Annotated in this window: 20 protein-coding genes; 15 read left to right on the top strand and 5 right to left on the bottom strand. The window is 64.0% G+C overall.

From position 1 onward, the window contains the following. The first annotated feature begins 734 nt into the window (after positions 1-734). The 6 genes from J2X56_RS21260 to J2X56_RS21285 all read left to right on the top strand — a co-directional run bounded on the left by J2X56_RS21260 (position 735) and on the right by J2X56_RS21285 (position 6,964). Entirely contained in the window at positions 735-920 is a 186-nt protein-coding gene (locus J2X56_RS21260; RefSeq protein WP_310162385.1) for a hypothetical protein, read from the top strand. A gap of 481 nt (positions 921-1,401) precedes the next feature. Beyond that, on the top strand, positions 1,402-2,469 hold the full coding sequence (locus J2X56_RS21265; RefSeq protein ID WP_039787515.1) for an ABC transporter substrate-binding protein: 1,068 nt from the start codon (positions 1,402-1,404) through the stop codon (positions 2,467-2,469). A 91-nt stretch (positions 2,470-2,560) separates the two neighbouring features. Beyond that, positions 2,561-4,081, top strand: coding sequence for a sugar ABC transporter ATP-binding protein (locus J2X56_RS21270; protein ID WP_121039019.1), 1,521 nt, complete (start codon positions 2,561-2,563; stop codon positions 4,079-4,081). Continuing rightward, on the top strand, positions 4,078-5,052 hold the full coding sequence (locus tag J2X56_RS21275) for an ABC transporter permease (protein ID WP_409025223.1): 975 nt from the start codon (positions 4,078-4,080) through the stop codon (positions 5,050-5,052). The genes J2X56_RS21270 and J2X56_RS21275 overlap by 4 nt, the downstream gene beginning before the upstream one ends. Then, positions 5,049-6,011 carry an ABC transporter permease gene (locus J2X56_RS21280; protein WP_121039022.1) on the top strand — a complete coding sequence of 321 codons (963 nt, stop codon included), beginning with the start codon at positions 5,049-5,051 and terminating at the stop codon, positions 6,009-6,011. Before J2X56_RS21275 ends, J2X56_RS21280 begins: the two co-directional genes overlap by 4 nt. Before the next feature lie 35 nt (positions 6,012-6,046). Continuing rightward, a complete protein-coding gene (locus J2X56_RS21285) occupies positions 6,047-6,964 on the top strand; it encodes an SMP-30/gluconolactonase/LRE family protein (protein ID WP_310162393.1) in 918 nt (305 codons plus the stop codon). Positions 6,965-6,988: 24 nt separating this feature from the next. Here the strand turns inward: J2X56_RS21285 and J2X56_RS21290 are convergent, their stop codons facing one another. Continuing rightward, positions 6,989-7,879, bottom strand: coding sequence for a DMT family transporter (locus tag J2X56_RS21290; protein ID WP_310162397.1), 891 nt, complete (start codon positions 7,877-7,879; stop codon positions 6,989-6,991). Between the two features lie 170 nt (positions 7,880-8,049). On the opposite strand from J2X56_RS21290, the gene J2X56_RS21295 reads away from it, so the two are divergent. Next, entirely contained in the window at positions 8,050-8,844 is a 795-nt protein-coding gene (locus J2X56_RS21295; RefSeq protein ID WP_039787561.1) for a helix-turn-helix transcriptional regulator, read from the top strand. An 81-nt stretch (positions 8,845-8,925) separates the two neighbouring features. Here J2X56_RS21295 and J2X56_RS21300 read toward each other — a convergent pair whose 3' ends face one another. Continuing rightward, on the bottom strand, positions 8,926-10,227 hold the full coding sequence (locus J2X56_RS21300) for a D-amino acid dehydrogenase (RefSeq protein WP_204725264.1): 1,302 nt from the start codon (positions 10,225-10,227) through the stop codon (positions 8,926-8,928). Between the two features lie 151 nt (positions 10,228-10,378). Between J2X56_RS21300 and J2X56_RS21305 the strand changes: the two genes are divergently transcribed. The 3 genes from J2X56_RS21305 to J2X56_RS21315 all read left to right on the top strand — a co-directional run bounded on the left by J2X56_RS21305 (position 10,379) and on the right by J2X56_RS21315 (position 13,728). After that, positions 10,379-10,867 (top strand): Lrp/AsnC ligand binding domain-containing protein, encoded by a 489-nt coding sequence (locus J2X56_RS21305; RefSeq protein WP_026051927.1) that lies wholly within the window; start codon positions 10,379-10,381, stop codon positions 10,865-10,867. A 237-nt stretch (positions 10,868-11,104) separates the two neighbouring features. Beyond that, complete coding sequence (locus tag J2X56_RS21310) at positions 11,105-13,432, top strand: FdhF/YdeP family oxidoreductase (RefSeq protein WP_310162405.1); 2,328 nt, start codon at positions 11,105-11,107, stop codon at positions 13,430-13,432. Positions 13,433-13,443: 11 nt separating this feature from the next. After that, positions 13,444-13,728, top strand: coding sequence for a helix-turn-helix domain-containing protein (locus J2X56_RS21315; RefSeq protein ID WP_227022609.1), 285 nt, complete (start codon positions 13,444-13,446; stop codon positions 13,726-13,728). Positions 13,729-13,781: 53 nt separating this feature from the next. On the opposite strand, the gene J2X56_RS21320 is transcribed toward J2X56_RS21315, so the two are convergent. Beyond that, positions 13,782-15,224 carry a PLP-dependent aminotransferase family protein gene (locus tag J2X56_RS21320; protein WP_121039037.1) on the bottom strand — a complete coding sequence of 481 codons (1,443 nt, stop codon included), beginning with the start codon at positions 15,222-15,224 and terminating at the stop codon, positions 13,782-13,784. 58 nt (positions 15,225-15,282) lie between these two features. Between J2X56_RS21320 and J2X56_RS21325 the strand changes: the two genes are divergently transcribed. After that, a complete protein-coding gene (locus tag J2X56_RS21325) occupies positions 15,283-15,954 on the top strand; it encodes a glutathione S-transferase family protein (RefSeq protein ID WP_134221965.1) in 672 nt (223 codons plus the stop codon). Between the two features lie 20 nt (positions 15,955-15,974). Here the strand turns inward: J2X56_RS21325 and J2X56_RS21330 are convergent, their stop codons facing one another. Both J2X56_RS21330 and J2X56_RS21335 read right to left on the bottom strand, forming a co-directional pair. Next, on the bottom strand, positions 15,975-17,321 hold the full coding sequence (locus tag J2X56_RS21330; protein WP_209568434.1) for an ATP-binding protein: 1,347 nt from the start codon (positions 17,319-17,321) through the stop codon (positions 15,975-15,977). Between the two features lie 17 nt (positions 17,322-17,338). Continuing rightward, positions 17,339-18,082 (bottom strand): response regulator, encoded by a 744-nt coding sequence (locus J2X56_RS21335; protein ID WP_121039046.1) that lies wholly within the window; start codon positions 18,080-18,082, stop codon positions 17,339-17,341. A gap of 265 nt (positions 18,083-18,347) precedes the next feature. Between J2X56_RS21335 and J2X56_RS21340 the strand changes: the two genes are divergently transcribed. The 4 genes from J2X56_RS21340 to J2X56_RS21355 all read left to right on the top strand — a co-directional run bounded on the left by J2X56_RS21340 (position 18,348) and on the right by J2X56_RS21355 (position 22,832). Beyond that, positions 18,348-20,447, top strand: a complete 2,100-nt coding sequence (locus J2X56_RS21340; protein ID WP_310162413.1) for a TonB-dependent receptor domain-containing protein — start codon at positions 18,348-18,350, stop codon at positions 20,445-20,447. Next, on the top strand, positions 20,447-21,391 hold the full coding sequence (locus tag J2X56_RS21345; RefSeq protein ID WP_310162416.1) for an alpha/beta hydrolase-fold protein: 945 nt from the start codon (positions 20,447-20,449) through the stop codon (positions 21,389-21,391). The genes J2X56_RS21340 and J2X56_RS21345 overlap by 1 nt, the downstream gene beginning before the upstream one ends. Before the next feature lie 153 nt (positions 21,392-21,544). Beyond that, positions 21,545-22,213, top strand: a complete 669-nt coding sequence (locus tag J2X56_RS21350; RefSeq protein ID WP_204725269.1) for a PepSY-associated TM helix domain-containing protein — start codon at positions 21,545-21,547, stop codon at positions 22,211-22,213. 73 nt (positions 22,214-22,286) lie between these two features. Beyond that, positions 22,287-22,832 (top strand): DUF2271 domain-containing protein, encoded by a 546-nt coding sequence (locus tag J2X56_RS21355; protein ID WP_034333040.1) that lies wholly within the window; start codon positions 22,287-22,289, stop codon positions 22,830-22,832. Position 22,833 lies beyond the last annotated feature (1 nt).

Consider the following 22,833-nt stretch of genomic DNA (forward strand, 5'->3'; position numbering starts at 1 on the left):
GCTCGCTGTCATGAGCAGGATTGTGGTCTAAACATGGGTCAACTTAGGATGCAAATTTCCTGAGAAAGTGGGTCAGATTTCAATGCAATTCAACAATCATCGGTGACCAAAAGTGGTCCCAGATGCGTTGGGAAAGACTTGATCTCCATCTCAGCACCTATTTAGAAATTTTTATATCGTTGCACTGGTTAGAAGAAGCTGCTCAGAAAGAACCGAGTCGTTAACACTCCACCCAGCCCCGTTTAAAGCAGTTTCGCTATCGGATTTCCACCTGGCAGCCATCCCGACTACCGACTAACAATGCCAAGCCACATCAGCTCAGCAGCTCCTGTCAGACGGGAAATTAAGCTTTGTAAGATTTTGACGTGATTTCGGATTTGATACCTGACCAACTACTGACCAAATACTGACGAATAGCTGTCGGCGCCGGCCATTAACTCTTCGCCAGGGTTCGTTAGGAAATGTTTTACATTCAAGGCCCGAAAAATGTAATAAAAAATTACTCTAAGTGCTTGAAAAATATAATATTTTTCTTCGCATCAAGTTTCGACGGCGCCGAAAGCGCTCAAGGTATAGAAATATCTAGTTACGTGATCTTGACGCACTTTTACACTTGGCGTGTCACGCAAAGTCCGAAAGGACGAGACGGATAGCACCATTTCGTCAGCTCATTGAAAGCGCCGCGCCCTCTGGCCTTATTCAGGTTTTTAGTGGGTCATTACATGCCGTCATTCATGACCTCATTGGTGATGAAGACGGGGGAAGAGATGCGGATGGAGTTTGATGGTTTGCAGGAGCTTGCCCTGTTGACGGACAACATCGGGCCATACCTGCTGGCCAGCCTCGATGTACAAGGCCGTGTTCAATGCAGGGTGCGGGTCATTCCCGGATTCTCCGTTTGCTGGAGTTATCTGCGGTAGTGCCTTTCGCCCGCCCGGAGCTCCAGCAACTCTTCGCCACCTTCAGTCCTCGATCAATCAGACCATTCAAAAGAAGATCTGCCCGAACTGGATGTCTCCGGATTAACGGTGGCGCAATGAAATGAATGTTCCTTCTCAGCAGCGCCCACCAGCGCTCCCGGACGCGTGAAATGCCGATATGAAGCTCTGCACCCCGATAGCAGCCCGACAAAGTCAGAAAATTCATATCCCGCTTCATCTCAAATCCTCACAACTCCCGCAGTCCACCCATCCCGCGAGAACCAATCCCCCAAAACCCCACTCCTACCTCAGCGTCCGGCCATGTGGTCTGACCATTTGACATCCCTGACCCTGCTCTCTAGAATAAGTCGTCATACAAGTTGACCTCTGAACGATGAGGCCATCGTTTCATATAAGAAGAAATTGCAGCAAAACGCGGACGTTCAACAAGTCCGCTTTGATAGCCAACAACGGAGACAATATGAACGCATTGGTACGACGCCGTGGCGTCGGGCTGCATCTCGCAGCCATCGCAGCCACTTCGGCCACCCTCATCCTCGGCGCCGGCCACGCCAACGCGCAGGTCGCCACCGGCGATACCTCGCAAGCCAAGATCGCCCTGTCCAACAACTACGCGGCCAATGCCTGGCGTCAGTCCATGCTCAAGACCTGGGCCGCAACCGCCGACGATGCCGTCAAACGCAAGCTGGTGGCCGCCGCCCCCGCTTTCACCACCTCCGAAAACCAGCCCACCGAACAGGCCCAGCAGATCCAGAACCTGATCCTGCAAGGCTACAAGGCCATCGTGGTCGATGCCGCTTCTCCCACGGCCCTCAACGGCACCATCAAGAAAGCCTGCGCCGCCGGCGTGGTGGTGGTCTCCTATGACGGCGTGGTCACCGAACCCTGTGCCTATCGCGTCACCTTCGACTTCCGCAAGATGGGCGAACGCCAGGTCGACTACCTCGCCGAGCGTCTCAACGGCAAGGGCAACATCCTCGAAATCCGCGGCCTGGCCGGGGTGTCGGTCGATGGTGAAATCCACGCCGGCATCATGGACGGCCTCAAGAAGCATCCGGGCCTCAAGATCGTCGGCTCCGTCAACGGCGACTGGGCGCAGACCGTGGCCCAGAAGGCCGTGGCCGGCATCCTGCCGACCCTGCCCAAGGTCGATGGCGTGGTCACCCAGGGCGGCGATGGCTTCGGCGTGGCGCAAGCCTTCAAGGCCGCCAACCGCGAACTGCCCATCATCATCCTCGGCAACCGCGAGGACGAACTGCAATGGTGGAAGACCCAGATCCCCAGCGGCTACAAGACCTATTCCGCTTCCAATCCGCCCGGCGCAGTGACCGTGGCCTTCTGGGTGGCGCAGCAGGTGCTGGCCGGCAAGAAGATCCCCAAGGACGTCGATATCGTGGCACCGCTGCTCTACCTGACGGCGGAACAACTGCCGGATGCGCTGGCCAAGACGCCGCAGGGCGGGGTGGCTGATATCGGCTTCTCCCAGGCCGATACCGTCAAGCTGCTCGATACGCCGAAGTCCAAGTAAGTCCTGTCCCATCCCCGTGCAGACCGCCTCGTTGAAGGCGGCGCGCGGGCCATGGGCGCATCCACTGCCTCAAGAACACAGGTGATCCAGCGTGAACGCCAGCCATCCCCCCTCGGCCGCCTTGTGCAGCCTGTCGCATATCCGCAAGTCCTTTGGTCCCGTCAAGGCGCTGCAAGATGTGAGCGTGGACATCCAGCCCGGCGAATGCTGGGGCCTGGTCGGCCACAACGGCGCGGGCAAGTCCACCCTCATGAACGTGCTGGCCGGCGTGCTGCCCGGTGACGACGGCCAGATCATCATCGACGGTCAGGCGCGCCAGAACTACACCACGCAGGCCGCCTACCGGCTGGGCGTGCGTTGCGTCTTCCAGGAATTGTCCCTGTGCCAGAACCTCAACGTGGCCGAAAACCTCTGCGTGTTTCATCCGCAGCTCAAGGGCTGGGGCTGGCGGCGCCGGGCGCGCAAGCTGGTGACGGAAAAGCTCGATGACATCTTCCCCGGCCATGGCATCGATCCCGATCGCATCGTCGGCGAACTCAGCATCACCCAGCGCCAGATGGTGGAAATCGCCTGCGCCTTCACGGTGGTCGATGCGCCGGTGCGCCTGCTGATCCTCGATGAACCGACCTCCAGTCTCGATGCGCAAACGGCAGCGCGGCTGACGGCCTACATCCGCCGGCGTCTTGAAGACGGTATGAGCCTGGTCTTCATCTCGCACATGCTGGGCGAGATCTTTGACTGCTGCAATCGCATTGCCGTCATGCGCGATGGACAGCTGGTCTTGCAGGATCACACCGCCCATCTCACGCGTGATGCGCTGGTCCACGCCATGGGCCACGCCGACCAGAAGCAGATCGAGCGTCAGGCCGAACAGCAGGCGCAGCAGGAATCGGAGTCCGCAGACGTGCAAAGCCAGCAACTGCTGGAAGTGAAACTGCCGGCAGCGTCACCGGTCGGTGCACTGGGCGTGCGCCGTGGCCAGGTGGTCGGATTGTCCGGGCTGGCGGGGCAGGGGCAGACCGAGATGCTGATCCGGCTCTTCGAGCAATATCGCGGCAAGATGCGGGTGGCCTTCGTGGCCGGGGATCGCGCGCGGGATGGCAACTTCCCGCTGTGGAGTATCCTGCGCAACCTGAGCATCCGCGAGCTGCCGCATCTGGCGCGCGGCGGCGTGATCGATCGTGCTGCCGAGGCTGAACTGGGCCGCCAGTGGCATGAACGCGTGGCGATCCGTACGCCGGACCTGTCCAACAATATCCTCTCGCTGTCCGGTGGCAACCAGCAGAAGGTGCTGTTTGCGCGGGCCTTGTCGTCGGATGCGGAACTGATCCTGATGGACGATCCCATGCGCGGCGTCGACTTCGGCACCAAGGTCGACATGTATCGCCTGATCCGTGCAGAAGCGGCGCGCGGCCGCAGCTTCGTCTGGTACACCACCGAGAACGACGAGCTCGAATACTGCGATGCGACCTACGTCTTCTACCAGCAGCAGGTCACCCTGAAACTGGCCCGCCATGAACTCTCGGAGGAACGCATCATCGCCGCGTCCTTCGGCAACGTGCGCGCCGATGGCGGCACCGTCACACCCCCACTCGAAGGAGCCCGCGCATGACTACGCTTGCCCGCACCCCCGTGCGTGCGCGCCACGGCCTGCTGTCGCGCCACGAGGTCCAGACCCTGTTGCTGCCCATGGCCACGCTGGCCGTGGTGCTGGCACCGATCTTCTGGATCAATCCCAATACGATGAGTTATTTCGGCCTGGGTCTGCTGTTGAATCTGGCCGTGCCGATGATACTGGCCAGCATGGCGCAGCTGTGCGTCATCGCCGTCAATGACCTGGATCTGTCCATCGGTGCCTTCATCAGCCTGGTCTCCTGCATCGCCGTGACCTGGTTGCCGGAGCGTCCGCTGCTGGGCGTGGCGGCGCTGGTCGCCTGCGTGCTGCTGTACGCGGCCATCGGCGCGCTGGTGGAATTGTTCGATCTGCCGTCCATCGTGGTGACGCTGGGCCTGTCCTTCGTCTGGGGCGGCTGGGCGCTGATCCTGCTGCCGATGCCGGGCGGTGCCACGCCGCAATGGATACAGGATGTGATGAACCTGGCCATTCCGGTGGTGCCTACGCCCATCGTCTATGCGGTCGTGATCGCGCTGTGCGGACACTGGTTCCTGATGCGTTCCTCGCTGGGCGTGCGGCTGCGCGGTGCCGGCGGCAATCCCAAGGCCATCGTGCGCAGCGGCGGTTCGGTGGTGCGCGCCAAGGCGCTGATGTACGGGCTGGCCGGCGTGCTGGGCATTCTCTCTGCACTGACGCTGGTCGGCATCACTACTTCGGCCGATGCCAATATTGCGCAGCGCTACACGCTGATCTCGATTGCCGCCGTGATCCTGGGCGGCGGCAGCTTCATCGGCGGCAAGGTCTCGCCCATCGGTGCCACGCTGGGGGCCATCACGCTGGGGATTGCGGCCTCGTTCCTGTCCTTCCTCAACATCGCGCCGAAGTGGCAGATCGGCTTGCAGGGCGCGATCCTGATCATCGTGTTGTCGATGCGCATCCTGCTGTCGGCACGGGGAGAACGTCAATGAGCGCCGCGCGTGCAACGATGGGGGCCGCGCTGCAACAGCGGCCCTGGGTCTGGTCCTTCATGGGGGCGGCCCTGCTGTGGCTGGCCACGCTGGCGGTGGCCGGGCCGGAGGCGGCCTTCAATATCGGCTTGTCGGCGTTTTCTTTCGGGGCGCTGATGGTGCTGGTGGGCCTGGGGCAGATGCTGGTGGTGACCACCGGGCCGGGCAACATCGATCTCTCCATTCCGTCCACCATCGCGCTGGCCGGGGCGCTGGGCTTGCGTACCATGGGCGGCGAGGATGGCGGCATCCTGCTCGGGCTGCTGGTCACGCTCGGGGTGGGTGTCGGCATCGGGCTGGCCAATTACCTGCTGATCCGCCTGCTGCAGATTCCGCCCATCATTGCCACCATGTCCTCGTCCTTCATCCTGCAGTCGCTGGCGATTCATGTCGGGCAGGGCCTCAAAATCACGCCACCACAATTGCTGGCCAGCTTCGCGACCGGATGGCTGCTGCACCTTCCGCAACTGGCCTGGCTGGTGCTGGCCGTGGCGCTGGGGCTGGCCTGGATACTGGGGCGCACGCTGTTCGGCCGCTTCCTCTCGGCGGTCGGCCAGAATGCCCGTGCAGCCTGGCTGGCGGGCATCGGCGTGGAACGCATCCGCTGCCTGTGCTACGTGCTGTGCGCGGTCTTTGCGGCGCTGTGCGCCTTGCTCATCGCGGGTTTCTCGGGCGGTGCCTCGCTCGACATGGGCAATGAATACCTGCTGATGTCGGTGGCCGTGGTGGTCATCGGCGGCACCAGCGTCACCGGTGGCCGGCCCAGCGTGGCCGGGATCTGGGGCGCGGCGCTGTTCCTGTATTTCACCAATACGCTGTTGAACGTGGTGGGCCTGTCGGCGGGCGAACGCTCGGTGCTGTCGGGTCTCATCATCATCGCCGTGATCGTCTGTTCCGGCCGCCGCCGCCAGTATCGCTGAGGCGTCAGCGTCAATTACACCGAAAAGGAGAACGCATGTCCTTGCCCGATACCCCCTTCCAGCATCTCGATGCGCGCTTTCGCCGCATGGTCATCGACACCGCCCAGGTCGATCGTCTCTACCACGGCTGCCGCTGGGCCGAAGGCCCGGTGTGGCTGCCGGCCACGCAGGAACTGATCTGGAGCGACATTCCCAACAATCGCCTGATGCGCTGGTCCGAGGGCGCAGGGGCGGGCGTATTTCGCCAGCCCTCCCACTTCAACAACGGCAATACGCTGGACCGCGAAGGCCGCATCGTCGGCTGCCTGCACGGTGGCCGCGCCGTGGTCCGCACCGAACACGATGGCAGCATCACCACGCTGGCCTCGCACTGGCAGGGCAAGCGTCTCAATTCGCCCAATGACGTGGTGGTCAAGTCCGATGGCTCGATCTGGTTCACCGATCCGGATTACGGCATCAACAGCGATTACGAAGGCTATCAGGCCGAGAGCGAAATCGGTGCGTGCAATGTCTATCGCATCGATGGCGACAGCGGTGACATCAGCCTCGTCAGCAGCGACCTGGAGCGCCCCAATGGGCTGGCGTTCTCCACCGATGAAAGCCGCCTCTACATCGCCGATACCGGCCTCACGCACCGTGCGGGCGGGCCGCATCACATCCGCGTATTCGATGTGGTGGAGGGCGCCACGCTCAAGGGCGGCGAGGTGTTTGCAACCATCGATCCGGGGCTGGCCGATGGTTTCCGGCTGGATGCCCAGGGCAACATCTGGACCTCGGCCGGCGATGGCGTGCACTGCTATGCGCCGGATGGCACCTTGCTGGGCAAGATTTTGATTCCGGAAGTGGTGTCCAATGTGGTCTTCGGCGGGCCGCGCGGCAATCGCCTCTTCATCACCGCCACCACCTCGCTGTATGCGGTGTATCTGGCGGTCAACGGGGCCGTACGGCCCTGAGCGGCGGCACGCGCGCCGTCTGCATCAGTCGCCCGGTGTGCGCACCGGGCGTTTCTTTTTCATGGTCACGCCCAGTCCGGCGACGATGGCCACGGCACCCGTCATCATCGACACCGACAGCGTCTCGCCCAGGATCCACGCCGAGGCCACTACGCCAAACAGCGGTGAGAGCGCATTGAGCATGAGCGCCTTCACGCCCAGCCGCGCCACCACCCAGTTGAACAAGGCCACGCTGACGATGCTCACCAGCACGCCCTGGTAGGCGCTCTGCAGCAGCAGTGCCGAGGCCGGCTTGCTGAAAGTCTGCGTGCCCAGCCACGGCAGCGCCAGCAGCATGCAGGCCAGCGACAGCACTTGCGTCAGCGCCACCGCATCCAGGGGCGCAATCTTCCAGGCGCGATTGAGCATCAGGTAACTCGACCACATCAGCGCCGAGAGCACAAACAGCAGATCGCCGCGCCACGCGCCATCGGGAGCCAGTCCGCCGCTGGCGAGAATGCCATTGAGCGCCACCAGTACCAGTCCGGCAAGCAGCAGTAGCACGCCCCACAGGGAGATGCGTTCGCGCTGCCCGAGGGCGAAGCGGCTGATCGCCATGCCGAACAGCGGCGTCAGGGCCGGATGGATCAGCGCGCCATGTGAAGCCGGCGCGTAGTTCACGCCCGCCACCAGCACCAGGCTGAACAAGGGGCCCGACAGCAGGAACAGCACCAGCCCGCGCCCCCAGCCGACACCGCAGGCCTGCCAGAGCCCGCGCCGCCAGGCAAAGGGCAGGATCATCAGGCCGCTGGTGAGAAAGCGCATCAGGGTCGCATCCAGGGGCGTGAGCCCTTGCTGCAAGCCGTAGCGCGAGATCACGGGCTGTAGGCCCCAGATGAGCGCGACCAGGATGCCGGAGAGGAGGGGAGGAGGCATGGCGAAATCGTTGGATGAAAACCGTACAGTAGGGCAGGGCCGGTTGACTGACTTTCGTACTTGGGTCAAGAATGTTTGAATTTACGCCAAGCTGCGAGGCAAGCTTCGTGGTGGCGGAGTTCCCATCATCGGTGCGTCATCTTTGGATGTACGCCAAGCGAGACCAGACCATGCGCAAGCCTTCTCTCTCCCGTTCCCCGCTGCCCATCGACCGGGTGGACCGCATCGCGCGCCCGGTGGTGGCGGCCGGCGCCGATTACGCGCGCGATTCGCTGCAGGCCTGGCACAGCCATCGGCGGGCGCAGCTGCTGTTCGGGCTGGGGGGATTGATGCAGGTGGTGACGCAGGATGGGGCCTGGGTGGTGCCGCCGCAGCACGCGGTGTGGATTCCTTCCGGGCGCGAGCACCAGAGCCGCATGCTCTTGCCGGTGACGACCTGCAGCGCCTTCGTCGAGCCCGAACATGCGCCGCGCGCCGCGCGGACCTGCCAGGTGCTGGAGGTGCATCCGCTGTTGCGCGAGTTGCTGATCGAAGCCACCCGCATCGATCCGCATTACGCACCCGATAGCCGCGAGGAGGCGCTGATGCACCTGCTGCTCAAGGAGATCGCCCGCGCCCGCGAGATTCCCATGTACGTGCCGCTGCCGCAGGAGGAGAAGCTGGGGGCGCTGTGTCGCGACTTCATGCGATCGCCCTCGATCCGCGCGCGCCCGGCCGAGTGGGCCGAACAATTGCACATGAGCGAGCGCAGCTTCACCCGCAGATTCCTGGCGCAGACCGGCATGGGCTTCCAGCAATGGCGGCTGCGCGCCTGCATCGTCAATGCGATCTCGCGGCTGGCGCTGGGACACTCGGTGACGGCGATTGCCTACGACCTCGGCTATGAACAGCCGGCGACATTCTCGACCATGTTCAAGCGGATGACGGGATATGTCCCCTCATCGCATCCGGCCGTGCGCGCATAAAAAAGGCCGGAGCATTTCACTCCGGCCAACCATTCTGCGAGGGATGCAGAAGAGACTATCGAGGATGTCCTGTTGCAGCGATCAGGCCCCTGCCAGACGCGGCGTCTGCACGGTGCTGCCCGAGGCCATGTAGCGCGCCACCGACAGGTCTTCATGGGCGATGGCAGGGCGGCGGCCCGAGATCAGGTCCGCCAGCAGCTGGCCCGAACCGCAGGACATGGTCCAGCCCAGCGTGCCGTGACCGGTGTTGATGTACAGGTTCGAGACCGGGGTGGCACCGACCACGGGCGTGCCGTCCGGGGTCATCGGGCGCAGGCCGGTCCAGAAGCTGGCTTGCTTCGTGTCGCCTGCCCCGGGGAACAGATCGTTGACCACCAGTTCCAGCGTGGCGCGGCGCTTGGCCTTGAGGGCCGTGTCATAGCCCACGATCTCGGCCATGCCGCCGACGCGGATGCGGTCATCGAAGCGGGTGACGGCGATCTTGTAGGTCTCGTCGAGAATGGTGGAGACCGGTGCGGCCGAGGCATCGGTGATCGGCACCGTGATCGAGTAACCCTTGAGCGGATACACCGGAATGCCCGGCAGGCCGGGGATGTCGCGCAGCAGTTGCGGCGAGTAGGAGCCGAGGGCGACCACGTAGCTGTCGGCCTGCACTAGTTCCTTGCCGCAGACCACACCGGCGATCTTGCCACCGGCCATGGTGAGGGCGTCGATCGACACGCCATAACGGAATTTCACGCCCAGTTGCTCGGCCATCTTGGCCAGGCGGGTGGTGAAGAGCTGGCAGTCGCCGGTCTCATCATTGGGCAGGCGCAGGCCGCCGGTGAGCTTGCCGCGCACCTTGTCCAGCGCCGGCTCGGCACCGCCCAGCTGTTCCGGGGTCAGCAGTTCGAAGGGGACGCCGGCTTCCTGCAGCACGGCGATGTCCTTGGCGGCACCCTCGAGCTGTTCTTGCGAGCGGAACAGTTGCAGCGTGCCTTGCTGGCGGCCTTCATAGGGGATGCCGACATCGGCGCGCAGGTCGCGCAGGCAGTCGCGGCTGTATTCAGCCAGGCGCACCATGCGTTCCTTGTTGACGGCGTAGCTTTCGGCGTTGCAGTTGCGCAGCATCTGCCACATCCAGCGCAGCTGGTTGAGCGTGCCGTCCGGGCGGATGGCCAGCGGGGCATGTTCCTGGAACATCCACTTGATGGCCTTCAGGGGAATGCCGGGGGCGGCCCAGGGCGAGGCATAGCCGGGAGAGATCTGGCCGGCATTGCCGAAGGAGGTTTCCAGCGCGGGGCCGGGCTGGCGGTCCAGCACGGTCACATCGTGACCGGCCCTGGCCAGATACCAGGCGCTGGTGACCCCGATGACACCGCTTCCAAGAATGACGACGCGCATGCTGAACTCCCCGTTTCGTTGATGCCGCTGCAAAAGGCTGTTGGATTAGAAGATTCAGCTATGATATGGGTGAATAAATAGTGTTTGTTCGCGTATTTATGGCTGATTTCATGAACCGTTCATGAAAATCGCGCTGAAACGGGAAAATTTCATGAGAACCCAGCAACAGTCCATTCGCACCCTCGACAAGCTCGATCACCGCATCCTGGCCGTGTTGCAGAAGGATGGCCGCATCTCCATGAAGGAGCTCGGGGAGCAGGTCGGTTTGTCAGTTACGCCCTGCATCGAACGGGTCAGGCGCATGGAGCGCGACGGCGTCATCAGCGGCTATTACGCGCGCGTCAATCCCGAGTCATTGGGCGCGACCTTGCTGGTGTTCGTGGAGATCACGCTCAATCACAAGTCCGGCAACATGTTCGAGCAGTTCCGCCGCGAGGTGCTGCGCATTCCCGAAGTGCAGGAATGCCACCTGGTCTCGGGCGACTTCGACTACCTCATCAAGGCGCGCATCCGGGGCATGGCGGAATACCGCAAGCTGCTGGGCGACATCCTGCTGCAGCTGCCGGGGGCGGCGCAGTCCAAAAGCTATGTGGTGATGGAAGAAATCAAGGAGACACTGGCGCTGCCGCTGGATGACTGAGCCCGGCAGCAGCCGGTACGGATGGGCGTACGGATAACAGTACAGTGGCCGGACAGTTCCGGTACAGAAAAGCAGACACCCGCAACTTCAGCTACTGTACACATCGTCGGCGAGTCTTTGCGCGCGCGGCTTGACAGGCACTGTGCTTGAATCCGCCATGGCTTCCTGTGCATTCCGGTTGCAGCGTGCGTGTCCTAGACTTCACCTACACTGGACTCCACTCCATCCCGAGACAACATGCCTTCCAAACCAAGAATCGAGCAATACAATCAACCCGCAGGCGGCTGGGGCGCACTGAAGTATGTCGCGCTGAACCTGGTCAAGGAACACGTAGCCGACGGCAAGGGCTTGCGTACCCTGTTGTCGCAGAACCAGCCTGACGGCTTTGATTGCCCCGGTTGCGCATGGCCGGACCGCGAGCACACTTCCACCTTCGAATTCTGCGAGAACGGCGTCAAGGCCGTGGCCGCCGAAGCCACCAAGAAGCGTGTCACCCCCGAGTTCTTCGAGAAGCACACCGTCACCGAGCTGATGCAGCAATCGGATTACGAGCTGGAAGAACACGGGCGCTTGACCCATCCCATGGTGTATGACGCCGCCACCGACAAGTACAAGAAGATTGACTGGTCCGCCGCCTTCGAGCTGATGGCCAAGCACCTCAATGCCTTGCCCGATCCGGACATGGCGGACTTCTATGTGTCCGGCCGCGCCAGCAATGAAGCGGCTTTTCTGTTCCAGTTGTTCGTGCGCCAGTACGGCACCAACAATTTCCCCGACTGCTCCAACATGTGCCACGAACCCACCAGCGTGGGCCTGCCGGGCACGGTCGGCATCGGCAAGGGCACGGTGCTGCTGGAAGATTTCGATCATTGCGACACGCTGCTGCTGTTCGGCCAGAACCCGGCCACCAACCACCCGCGCATGATGGGCGAGCTGCGCCACGCTTCCAAGCGCGGCGCCACCATCGTCGCCATCAACCCCTTGAAGGAACGCGGCCTGGAACGCTTTGCCGATCCGCAGAGCAAGGTCGAGATGCTGACCATGGGCAGCACCCGCATCAGCTCCATGTTCATCCACCCCACGCTGGGCGGCGACCTGGCGCTGATCAAGGGCGTCATCAAGCGCACCATCGAACTGGATGATGCGGCCAAGGCGGCCGGTGCCGAGCGCGTGATCGACGTCAAGTTCATCGAGGAACATACCGCCGGCTTCGAGGAATTCGCCGCCCAGGCGCGCGCCGAAAGCTGGGACGACATCATCGCCGAGTCCGGCGTCTCGCGCGAAGACATCGAGAAACTGGCCCAGGTCTACGTCAAGGGCAAGGCCGTGATCGCCACCTGGGGCATGGGCCTGACCCAGCACAAGTACGCGGTGGCCACCATCCAGCTGCTGTCGAACATGATGATGCTGCGCGGGAACATCGGCCGCCAGGGCGCGGGCCTGTGCCCGGTGCGCGGCCACTCCAACGTGCAGGGCGACCGCACGGTCGGCATCGACGAGAAGCCGACCCCGGCTTTCCTGGATCGCCTGGAACAGGTGTTCGGTTTCAAGGCGCCGCGCCATCACGGCAATGACACGGTCGGTTCGGTGATGGCCATGCTGGAAGGCCGTACCAAGGTCTTCATCGGTCTGGGCGGCAACTTCGCCATGGCCACGCCCGATACACCGCGTACTTTCGAGGCAATGCGGTCCTGCAACCTCACGGTACACATCACCACCAAGCTCAACCGCAGCCACCTGGTGCATGGCAAGGATGCGCTGATCCTGCCGACCATGGGCCGCACCGAGATCGACGTGCAGAAGTCCGGTCCGCAGGGCGTGACGGTGGAAGATTCGATGAGCATGGTCCACGTCTCCTACGGCATCAACAAGCCGGCGTCCGAACACCTGATGTCGGAAACGGCCATCGTGGCGCATCTCGCCGAAGCGACGATGAAGTCGCGCAACAATGGTCCGAAGATCGACTGGCTGTGGTACGCCGAAGATTATTCGCGCATCCGCGACGCCATCGAGAAGGTGTATGACGCCTTCAAGGGCTACAACGAGCGCATCGCCAATCCGGGCGGCTTCCACCTGGGCGTGGCCTCGCGCGACCGCGTCTGGAAGACTGGCAGCGGCAAGGCCAACTTCATCGTCCATGACATTCCCAAGGACACGCCCATCCATCGTGCCCGCGCGATCCATGGCGAGAAGCTGCTGACCTTGATGACCACCCGTTCGCACGACCAGTACAACACCACCATCTATGGCATGGACGACCGTTATCGCGGCGTGTTCGGCCAGCGCCGCGTGGTCTTCATCAACCCGGCGGACCTGCAGATGCTGGGTTTGAAGGATGGTGAATGGGTCGACATCACCAGCGTCTGGGATGACGGCGTGGAGCGCCGTGCCGATGGTTTCCTGCTGGTGGAATATGACATTCCGCGCGGTTGTATCGGCAGTTACTATCCGGAGACCAATCCGCTGGTGCCGCTGGAAAGCTTTGCCGACAAGGCGCGCACGCCCACTTCCAAATCCATTCCGGTGCTGTTGTCGCGTTCGGCGGTGCAGCGCTCGGCAGCGTGATGGAGGCCGGCATGAGCGTCGTCGAGATGCCAGCCCAGGAGGACGCCGATCTGCAGGCCCGCGCGCAACAGATGGGCGTGCCGCCTGAAGTGCTGCTGATCGTGGAAACCCTGCAGGCGGATGCTGAAGAGAAGGAGGGCGGGGCGCTGTCGCTGGCGCGCTTGTCCAAGCGCACGCAATTGCGCATGAGTACCTTGCGGCGTTTCCTGTCGGCGCTGGAAGAGGCCGGGGTGGTGAAGGTCGAGATGAATGAGGATGGGACCGGTAGCGTGAGCTTGCTGGTGTCGCCTCAGTAAATGCGAAATGCGAAATGCGATTTGCGGCGCACCGCTCAGGCGCGCCGCAAAATTCACCCCGCCAGTTCCTCCACCAGTTTCCCCACCAGTTTCAATGCCTGCTCGGTCTCCTTCGACCAGGCATAGCTGTAGTTCAGCCGAATGAAATGACTGTACCGGTTGGTCGCCGCAAAGATGCGCCCCGGTGCCACCGTGATCCCCAGCGCCAGGCTGCGGCGATACAGTTCCATCGCATCCACCCCCTGCGGCAATTCCACCCACAGCACATAACCGCCTTGCGGCTCGGACACCTGCGTACCCGCCGGGAAAAAGCGCAGCACGAAGTGCCGCATCATGTCGCGCTGCTGCGCGAAGACGCGGCGCACGCGCCGCAGGTGGCGTTCGTAGCCGCCCTGCGTGAGGTATTCCGCGATGGCGCGTTGCGGCGCGGTCGGCGTGGCCAGCGTGTTGAGGAACTTGAGTTTTTCCACCTGCGCCCGATAGCGCCCCGGCATCGCCCAGCCGATGCGGTAGGCCGAGGTCAGGCTCTTGGAAAACGAAGAACAATGCAGCACCAGTCCCTCGCGGTCATAGTTCTTCAGCGATGAAGGATGGGCATTGCCGTAATACAGCTCGCTGTAGACGGCGTTTTCGATCAGCGGCATCTGGTGCTGTTCGGCCAGGCGCACCAGTCTTTCCTTTTCGCTGTCCGGCATCTGGAAACCCAGCGGATTCTGGAAGTTGGGCATCACCATGCAGGCCGCCACCGGCTGCGTCTTCATCCGCTCTTCCAGGACCCCGACATCGAGGCCGCGCTGCGGATCGGTCGGGATTTCCAGGGCCCGCATGCCCAGGCGCTCGATGGCGTGCAGCATGGCGTAGAAGGTCGGGGTCTCCACCGCAATGGTGTCGCCGGGACGGGCCACAGCCTGCAGGCAGAGATTGATGGCCTCGGTGGCACCGACGGTGACGACGATTTCCTCGGGATCAACCTTGAGGCCGTTTTCCAGATAGCGGCGCGCGATCTGGCGCAGCAGGTCCGGATGGCCCGGGGGCAGGTCGTCGAACACGCTGGACTGGCTGGCGTGGCGCGCGATACGGCCGGCGTATTGCGCCAGCCGGTGCGAAGGAAACAGTGCCGGGTTGGGATAGGGTGAACCCAGCGGCACGGTGCCGTCCTGCTGGATGGTCTTCAGGGTGGCCAGCACCAGGCGGCTGACGTCGACCTCGGTGGATTCCTGCCAGGCCGGATGATCGGCCTGAGAAGGCGGCTTGATGACGGGGCGGGGAATGCTCTCGGCCTGTTCGCGCACGAAGTAGCCGGACTGCGGCTGGCTCTCGATGATGCCGCGGCTTTCCAGCAGTTCGTAGGCGCGCACCACGGTCGTGACGCTGACCTTGTGCTGCTGGCTGGCGATGCGCACCGAGGCGATGCGCTCGCCCGGGCGCAGCACGCCGTCGCGGATGGAGGCCGCGAGCTGGTCGGCAAATTGTTTGTAAAGAGGCGTGACGGCCATGGGGCGGGTTTCTTGATGGTGTTAGAGTTGTCGCTTCGCATTTTACAAGGACCGCGCCATGATCACCGTGCATCACCTGAACAACTCCCGCTCGCAGCGCGTGCTGTGGCTGCTGGAAGAGCTGGGCCTGGACTACGAGATCAAGTTTTACCAGCGCGACCCCAAGACCATGCTGGCCCCGCCCGAGCTGCTGAAGGTGCATCCGCTGGGCAAGTCGCCGGTCATCACCGATGGCGAACTCACGGTGGCCGAATCGGGCAACATCGTCGAATACCTGCTGGAGCGTTACGGTGCCGACAGCGGCCTGTTGCCCGCACCCGGCACGCCCGAGCGCCTGCGCTACCGCTACTGGCTGCACTTTGCCGAGGGCTCGGCCATGCCCTGGCTGCTGCTGGGGCTGATCTTCAGCAAGATGCCCAAGGCCGTGCCGGCGCTGATCCGTCCGATTGCTCGGATGCTGTCCGAGGGCATGCGCAGCCGTCTGGTGGCACCGCAGATCGAGCGGCAGATGCGCTACATGGAAGACGAGCTCGGCAAGGACGGCTGGTTCGCCGGCAAGAGCATCACCGGGGCCGATATTCAGATGAGCTTCCCGGTGGAGGGCATGCGGGCACGTGGCGGGCTCGATGGCCGCCATCCCAATCTGCTCAAGTTCCTCGAAGCCATCCATGCGCGCCCGGCCTATCAGCGTGCGTTGGAGAAGGGCGGGCCTTACGAACTGCTGCGCTGAGGCCTGCGCATTGCTCCGGTTCAGGCCGGCAGGCTGATGCAGGCTTGCAGGCCCTGGTCGCCCGGCTGGTGGCGGTTGCGCAGTTCCAGCCGGCCACCATGGGCCTCGATGCAGGAACGGGCGATCGCCAGGCCCAGGCCGAAGTTGCCGCCGGAGCGTGCCGGGTCGAGGCGCACGAAGGGTTTGAAGACTTCCTGCAAGTGTTCCTCCGCAATGCCGGGGCCGTCATCGTCGACGAGGATGGACAGGCTGCCATCGTGCTCCACGATCAATGACAATCTCGCCCGCTGGCCGTGGCGCACGGCGTTGTCCACCAGGTTCGACAGCGCGCGCTTGAGATGTACGGGCCGGCAGCGATAGCGCAGGGGAGCGTCCTGCTGCGCCAGGGGGTCATGCGCTACCTTGTTCTGCACTTTCTGCTGCACATTTTTCTGCACGCTGATCTGTACATCGCGACCTTGGCTGGCGTGCTCCTGAGCAAGTTCCTGCAGCAACGCCGCCAGGTCGATTTCCCGCGTGGCTTCGGCATGCGCATCGTCGCGTGCGAAGCGCACGGTCTCTTCCACCATCACCCGCATCTCGTCCAAAGTACGGATCATCGCCGTGCGCAGCGCCGCGTCATCGACCAGTTCCGCACGCAGGCGCAGTGAGGTGATCGGGGTGCGCAGGTCATGGCTGATGGCCGCCAGCATGCGAGTGCGGTCCTCGACGAAGCGGCGCAGGCGTTGCTGCATCAGGTTGAAGGCCGCAGTGACCTCGCGCGCTTCCTGCGGGCCGGTCAGCGGCAGTGGCGCCACTTCCTCGCCGCGGCTCACCCGTTCTGCCGCCTGGGCCAGCGCCTTGACCGGACGCAGGATGCGGCGCAGGAACAAGGCCACGATCAGCAACACCGGCAGGGTGCTCACAGGGACTGAAAACCGCAGTGGCCGGACCCAGCCCTGCGTGATCAAGGGCTGCTGCTGCGTGTTGACCCACAGGCCCGCTGGCGTACGCAGCGCGATGCGCAGCAGGGCCGGGCCATCGTCGGCTTCGCGCAGGCTGATGCGCAGCGCCTCGGGCGGCAGGCCCAGTTGCGCCTGCAGTCGCTGGCGCAGCAGATCCTGGTCGCCGCCCTCTTCATGGGCGGCATCGATCTGCGGATCCGGATCGAGCCGGTAGCGCGTGTCGCCGTCGCTGGCACGTGCCAGTGCCTCCTGCGCTTGCGCCGCCGGCAGCTGCGCCAGGCGCCAGGCCACGGCGGCGTGCTCGGCCATCTGGTCGCGCGAGATGACGTGGATGCGCGTGCCATTCGGTTGCACCAGCAGCAGTCCGATCAGGTGTGCCGCCACCAGACCCAGCAGCAGCAGGGCCAGCAATTGTGCGGTCATGCTGCGCGGCCAGGCCCTCATGGCGTGGCCGGGTCGGCACTCACGTGCGCGGCCAGCAGGTAGCCGTTGCCCCAGACCGTCTTGAGCAGGCCGGGCTTGCGCGGATCGGGTTCGAGTTTCTTGCGCAGACGGCTGACCTGGCTGTCGATGCTGCGGTCAAAGGCCAGTGCGTCGCTGCCGGCGGTCAGGTCCAGCAGGCGGTCGCGCGACAGGACCGTGTTGGGATGCTCCACCAACGCCCGCAGCAGGCGATATTCCACGCTGGACAGGGTCACGAGGGTGCCGTCACGGTCGCGCAGTTCGCGCCGTTGCACATCAAGTGTCCAGGTGTCGAAGACATAGCGCTGCACCGTGCCGGTACTGGCCGCTTTGGCCGGGACCGGCAACTGTCGTGCCACCCGGCGCAATACGCTGCGGATGCGGGCCAGCAACTCATGGGGATCGAAGGGTTTCACCACGTAATCGTCGGCACCGGTCTCCAGGCCACGGATGCGGTCGCTGCTGGCCGCCAGCGCAGTGAGCAGGATCACCGGGGTGCCATGCTGCTGGCTGATGCTCTGGCACAGCGAAAGACCGTCCTCGCCCGGCATCATCACATCCAGCACCACCAGGTCGAATGCCTGCGCCTGCAGCAACGCCCGTGCCTCCGCCGCATTGGCGGCCAGGCTGACCTGCATGTCCTGCCGGCGCAGGTAGGCCGCCAGCGGCTCGCTGATGTCCGCATGATCGTCCACCACCAGGACGTGACGTTGCGCGTGCATGTTCTTGTTCCTTCCCCTCGATGACGGCGGTGCGCGCAATGCGCCCGGATGGGTCGCGCGCACCGTGCGGCTTGCCACAATTTGACAAACTTTTGCCAATTTTAAATGAATATAATTCTCATTCGCAAATCAATTGCCATTGTCCGGGCCGTGCCGGTCCCGTTCGCCTTCCCATGCATCCGCGTCGATGCGGGCTGCCGTTGCCGCCTGCAGGGGCGGACTTGCGCCCGGACCCTGGCTCGTCATCACCACAGGGGAATTCATCATGCATCATCCGCACCATCACCTTCCTGCGCCTGGCGCGCTGTCCGTTTCGCGCATGGCGCAGGCGGTAGCGGCGGCGCTGGCCTTGTACGTCTCCGGTTGCGGCCTGGCCGTGGCGCAGGATGCCGGGGCTGGCCTGAAGGAAGTGGTGGTCACCGCCACCGGCTTCGAACAGGAGGTGGTGGACGCACCGGCCAGCATCACCGTCATCAGCCAGGAGGAACTGAAGAAGCGTCCTTTCCGCGATCTCACCGATGCCCTGCGTGATGTCGAGGGCGTCACCATCACCGGTACGGCCAGCGAGAAGGACATCTTCATTCGTGGCCTGCCCGGTGCCTATACGCTTATCCTGGTGGACGGCAAGCGTCAGAGCACGCGCGATGCGCGGACCAATGGCAATTCCGGCTTCGAGCAGTCCTACATTCCGCCGCTGGAGGCCATCGAGCGCATCGAGGTAGTACGCGGACCGATGTCTTCACTGTATGGCTCCGATGCCATGGGGGGCGTCATCAACATCATCACCAAGAAAGTGGCGCGGCAATGGGGCGGCTCGCTGAGCGTCGACACCACGCTGCAGCAGCACGGCGACTCGGGCGACGCCTATCAGGGCCAGTTCTACGTCAACGGTCCGATCGCCAGCGATGTCCTGGGCCTGCAACTGTGGGGCAAGGTCTACAAGCGCCAGGAAGACCGCATTCTCAACGGCAATACCAAGGCGCTCGATACCGATTTCACCGCGCGCCTGGCACTCACGCCCAACAAGAATCACGACATCCTGGCCGAGATCGGCACATCCCAGGTGCGCCGCGATGCCTCCAGCGATCACACGCTGGCCGCGACCCGTACCACCGCCGACAGCTATACGGAAAACCCGCGCGACCACATGGCACTGTCGCATACGGGCCGCTACGGCTGGGCCACGTCGGATGTCTCGATCGCCTACGAGAAGGCGCAACGCAAAACTTATACCGAGAGTCCGGTCGGCAGCGATCGCTACACCCAGGCCACGCGCGCGCCAAAGATCGAGAATCTGGTGCTGGACGGCAAGCTGTCCGTGCCGCTGGGCGCGCACTGGATGGTGCTGGGCGGGCAGTGGAACGAGGCCACGCTCACCGACGTCAATCCCGGCGTGAGCAGTACCCGCGTGCAGGAATTCCGCATTGCCCAGAAGGCGCTGTTCATGGAGGATGAGTGGAAACTCACCGAGCGCCTGGCCCTGACCGGCGGCTTGCGCCTGGACAACCACCAGGTCTACGGCAACCACTGGAGCCCGCGCCTCTACGCGGTGTGGCATGGCAGCGAGCAGCTCACCATCAAGGGCGGGGTCTCGCGCGGCTTCAAGGCACCGGACATTCGTACCATCGCGCCGGGCTACGCCTACACGACCGGCGGTGCCGGCTGCACCGTCGGTCCCACCGGCACCTGCGGCGTCATCATCGGCGACCCCAACCTCAAACCGGAAACCAGCACCAGCTGGGAGCTGGGCGCCCTGTGGGACAACCATGCCGGCCTCTCCGGCGGTGCCACGCTGTTCTACACCGACTTCAAGGACAAGGTCAGCAATGCCCTGGTCTACAACGCCGATGGCTCCATCGCCCGCTGGTCGGCCAACAACAATTACCGTCTCTGGACCAGCTACAACGTGGATCGCGCCACCATCAAGGGCCTGGAGCTGAGCGGTCGCTGGCAGGCCACGCGCAGCCTGGCTTTCAAGACGAATTACACCTTCACCGATTCGCGCCAGAAGGGCGGCAGCTACGATGGCTATGCGCTGGCCCGCACGCCGCGCCACATGTTCAACCTGCGCGCGGACTGGACCCCGGCCGACGCCTGGACGGTGTGGACCGCGCTGAACTACCACGGCAAGGAAGTCAACGCCGCCGCGCGCGTGGGCACGGCCGGGACCACCATCTCGTCCTCGGGCGTGAAGGAGTACCAGGCCTATACGCTGGCCGATCTGGGCGTGACGCATGCGATCAACCAGCGCACCTCGGTGAGCGCGGCCATCTACAACCTGACCGACAAGCGCCTGGACGAGCAGAGCTTCAACACCGTCGGCGACGGCCGCCGCCTGTGGGTCAGCCTGACCCAGCGCTTCTGATGGCGCCGCTGCTGCCGGGCCGCCGGCGTATCCTGGGGGCGGCGATGCTCGCCTGCCTGCCCATCCGGGCGACGGCCCAGCCAGATCTGTCGCGTCCGTTGGGCCCCACCATCGCTGACACGGGCTCGGCCTGGTATCGCTTCAGTCGCTTCACGCTGGGTTCCGTGGATGGTCAGCGCAGCTACCGCATCACCTTGGGCGTGCCGCTGCGTCCGCCACCGCGGCAGGGCTATCCGGCCATCGTGCTGCTCGATGGCAACGCGGCGCTGGCGGCCATCGACGAGCCGCAGTTGCAGGCCTTGCAGGAGGGCTCGCCACCGGTCATCGTGGCCGTGGGCTACGACACGCCGCTGCGCTTTGACGTGGCTGCCCGCGCGTATGACTACACGCCGCCCATCCCTGCCGGTCAGGTCGACGAGGAAACCTCGCGCGGACGACGGGGTGGTGGCGCGACGGTATTCCTGGATCTGCTGCAGGATCGCATCCTGCCCCAGGTGCGCCAGCAGGTGGCACTGGACGCCACGCAACTGAGCCTGTGGGGCCACTCCTATGGCGGCCTGTTCGTGCTGCACACCTTGTTCACCCGGCCCGGCTTGTTCAGCCGCTATATCGCGGCCAGTCCCTCGCTGTGGTGGCAGGGCGGGGTGATCCTGCAGGAAGAGCGGGGTTTTCCGGGAGCGCCCGGCGCCCGGCTGTGGCTGATGGCGGGGGAGGCAGAACGGCGCGAGCGCATGCCCGCAGAGGCGGACGATGCACGTACCCGCGCCATGCTGGCCGCGCGCGCAGCCATCCCGCCGCAGGCCTTGCCGGAACTGGCCGGCCGTCTGCGCGACCGGCACGGCCTGGCGGTGCAATGGCAAAGTTTTCCGGGACTGGCCCACGGTCCCATGCTGCCGGCCTCGCTGGCACCGGCGCTGCGTATCGCGGCGGGGCTGGCTCCCTGATGGGGTTTGTATCCTCATGTATCGCAAAGTAAAAGTCCGCCGGGCGGCTAGCGAGGCATGGATGAGTCCAGATATAATTGAGAATTATTATTATTTGGTGCGAGATCCGAGGATCCTCGTCCTGCCCCTCCTTCCCGATTCCGCTGCCGTCTCATGAAGCCCGCTGCCGCCCATTCCCTGCCTGTAGTTGCCGACCAGAAACGCCGCGCCTTCTGGCTCAAGCATCTGCATCAATGGCACTGGATCAGTTCCGGCATCTGCCTGGTGGCCATGCTGGTGTTCGCCGCCACCGGTCTCACGCTCAATCACGCGGCGCAGATCGAGGCCAAGCCGCAGGTCACCCATCGCAAGGCCACGCTGCCCGAATCCCTGCTGGCCCCGCTGCGCCAACAGGCCGAAGCGGCCGATGCCAAAGGCAGCAGCAAGGCCGCGCTGCCGCCCGCGGTGCGCGACTGGGTCGGCCGAGAACTGGCGGTGACGGTGGACCAGCAGAGCGCCGAATGGTCGGCCGATGAAGTCTACGTGGCGCTGCCGCGCCCGGGCGGGGATGCCTGGCTGCGCGTGGCGCTGGAGGACGGCCAGGTCGAGTATGAGAAGACCGACCGTGGCTGGATTTCCTATTTCAATGACCTGCACAAGGGCCGCAATACGGGCGCGGCCTGGAGCTGGTTCATCGATGTGTTTGCGGTGGCTTGCCTGGTGTTCTGCATCACCGGCCTGTTCCTGCTGCAGATGCACGCCGGCAAGCGCCCGGCCACCTGGCCGCTGGTGGCGCTGGGGCTGGTAGCGCCCTTGCTGCTGGCGCTGGTCTTCATTCACTGAATTCGTCGTTTCCCTTAGCCAGACAGGCCCTTGCGGCTTGCAGCCAGTCATCCTGTTTTCTTAGCGAGGTCCCATGAAGCGTAGCAAGTCCGCCCTGTTGAAACCGACCGCCCTGGCCCTGGCCATGGCGGCGCTGTTTGCCGCTGCCGCCCCGGCCGGCGCAGCGGAGATGAACGTCAAGATTGAAATCCCGACCCTGAACGTGGCCGAATATCACCGGCCCTATCTTGCCGCCTGGATCGAACGCGCCGACCAGAGCGTGGCCGCCAACCTGGCGGTTTGGTACGACGTGAAGAAAAAGGACAAGGAAGGCGAGAAGTGGTTGAAGGACATGCGCCAATGGTGGCGTCGCAGCGGGCGTGAGCAGCAGATGCCCATCGATGGCGTCAGCGGTGCGACCCGTGCACCGGGTGAACAGAAACTCAATTTCGGCTCCGGCAAGGGACCGCTCGCCAATCTCGCTCCCGGCGACTATGTGCTGATGGTGGAAGCCGCGCGTGAAGTCGGCGGCCGCGAGCTGGTCAAGGTGCCGTTCCAGTGGCCGCCCAAGGCCGCCCAGAGCGCCAAGGCCCAAGGCAGCAGCGAACTGGGTGCCGTGGCCCTGGAACTGAAGCCCTGAT

Origin of the sequence: Herbaspirillum sp. 1173 (assembly GCF_031455335.1) — a bacterium.
Taxonomy (GTDB): Bacteria; Pseudomonadota; Gammaproteobacteria; order Burkholderiales; family Burkholderiaceae_D; genus Herbaspirillum; species Herbaspirillum huttiense.

What these genes read in the sequence shown, in the direction of transcription:
- J2X56_RS21260 (WP_310162385.1), top strand. Translation starts at nt 735, where the DNA reads ATGACCTCATTGGTGATGAAGACGGGGGAAGAGATGCGGATGGAGTTT.
- J2X56_RS21265 (WP_039787515.1), top strand. Translation starts at nt 1,402, where the DNA reads ATGAACGCATTGGTACGACGCCGTGGCGTCGGGCTGCATCTCGCAGCC.
- J2X56_RS21275 (WP_409025223.1), top strand. Translation starts at nt 4,078, where the DNA reads ATGACTACGCTTGCCCGCACCCCCGTGCGTGCGCGCCACGGCCTGCTG.
- J2X56_RS21280 (WP_121039022.1), top strand. Translation starts at nt 5,049, where the DNA reads ATGAGCGCCGCGCGTGCAACGATGGGGGCCGCGCTGCAACAGCGGCCC.
- J2X56_RS21285 (WP_310162393.1), top strand. Translation starts at nt 6,047, where the DNA reads ATGTCCTTGCCCGATACCCCCTTCCAGCATCTCGATGCGCGCTTTCGC.
- J2X56_RS21290 (WP_310162397.1), bottom strand. Translation starts at nt 7,879, where the DNA reads ATGCCTCCTCCCCTCCTCTCCGGCATCCTGGTCGCGCTCATCTGGGGC.
- J2X56_RS21295 (WP_039787561.1), top strand. Translation starts at nt 8,050, where the DNA reads ATGCGCAAGCCTTCTCTCTCCCGTTCCCCGCTGCCCATCGACCGGGTG.
- J2X56_RS21300 (WP_204725264.1), bottom strand. Translation starts at nt 10,227, where the DNA reads ATGCGCGTCGTCATTCTTGGAAGCGGTGTCATCGGGGTCACCAGCGCC.
- J2X56_RS21305 (WP_026051927.1), top strand. Translation starts at nt 10,379, where the DNA reads ATGAGAACCCAGCAACAGTCCATTCGCACCCTCGACAAGCTCGATCAC.
- J2X56_RS21310 (WP_310162405.1), top strand. Translation starts at nt 11,105, where the DNA reads ATGCCTTCCAAACCAAGAATCGAGCAATACAATCAACCCGCAGGCGGC.
- J2X56_RS21315 (WP_227022609.1), top strand. Translation starts at nt 13,444, where the DNA reads ATGAGCGTCGTCGAGATGCCAGCCCAGGAGGACGCCGATCTGCAGGCC.
- J2X56_RS21320 (WP_121039037.1), bottom strand. Translation starts at nt 15,224, where the DNA reads ATGGCCGTCACGCCTCTTTACAAACAATTTGCCGACCAGCTCGCGGCC.
- J2X56_RS21325 (WP_134221965.1), top strand. Translation starts at nt 15,283, where the DNA reads ATGATCACCGTGCATCACCTGAACAACTCCCGCTCGCAGCGCGTGCTG.
- J2X56_RS21330 (WP_209568434.1), bottom strand. Translation starts at nt 17,321, where the DNA reads ATGACCGCACAATTGCTGGCCCTGCTGCTGCTGGGTCTGGTGGCGGCA.
- J2X56_RS21335 (WP_121039046.1), bottom strand. Translation starts at nt 18,082, where the DNA reads ATGCACGCGCAACGTCACGTCCTGGTGGTGGACGATCATGCGGACATC.
- J2X56_RS21340 (WP_310162413.1), top strand. Translation starts at nt 18,348, where the DNA reads ATGCATCATCCGCACCATCACCTTCCTGCGCCTGGCGCGCTGTCCGTT.
- J2X56_RS21345 (WP_310162416.1), top strand. Translation starts at nt 20,447, where the DNA reads ATGGCGCCGCTGCTGCCGGGCCGCCGGCGTATCCTGGGGGCGGCGATG.
- J2X56_RS21350 (WP_204725269.1), top strand. Translation starts at nt 21,545, where the DNA reads ATGAAGCCCGCTGCCGCCCATTCCCTGCCTGTAGTTGCCGACCAGAAA.
- J2X56_RS21355 (WP_034333040.1), top strand. Translation starts at nt 22,287, where the DNA reads ATGAAGCGTAGCAAGTCCGCCCTGTTGAAACCGACCGCCCTGGCCCTG.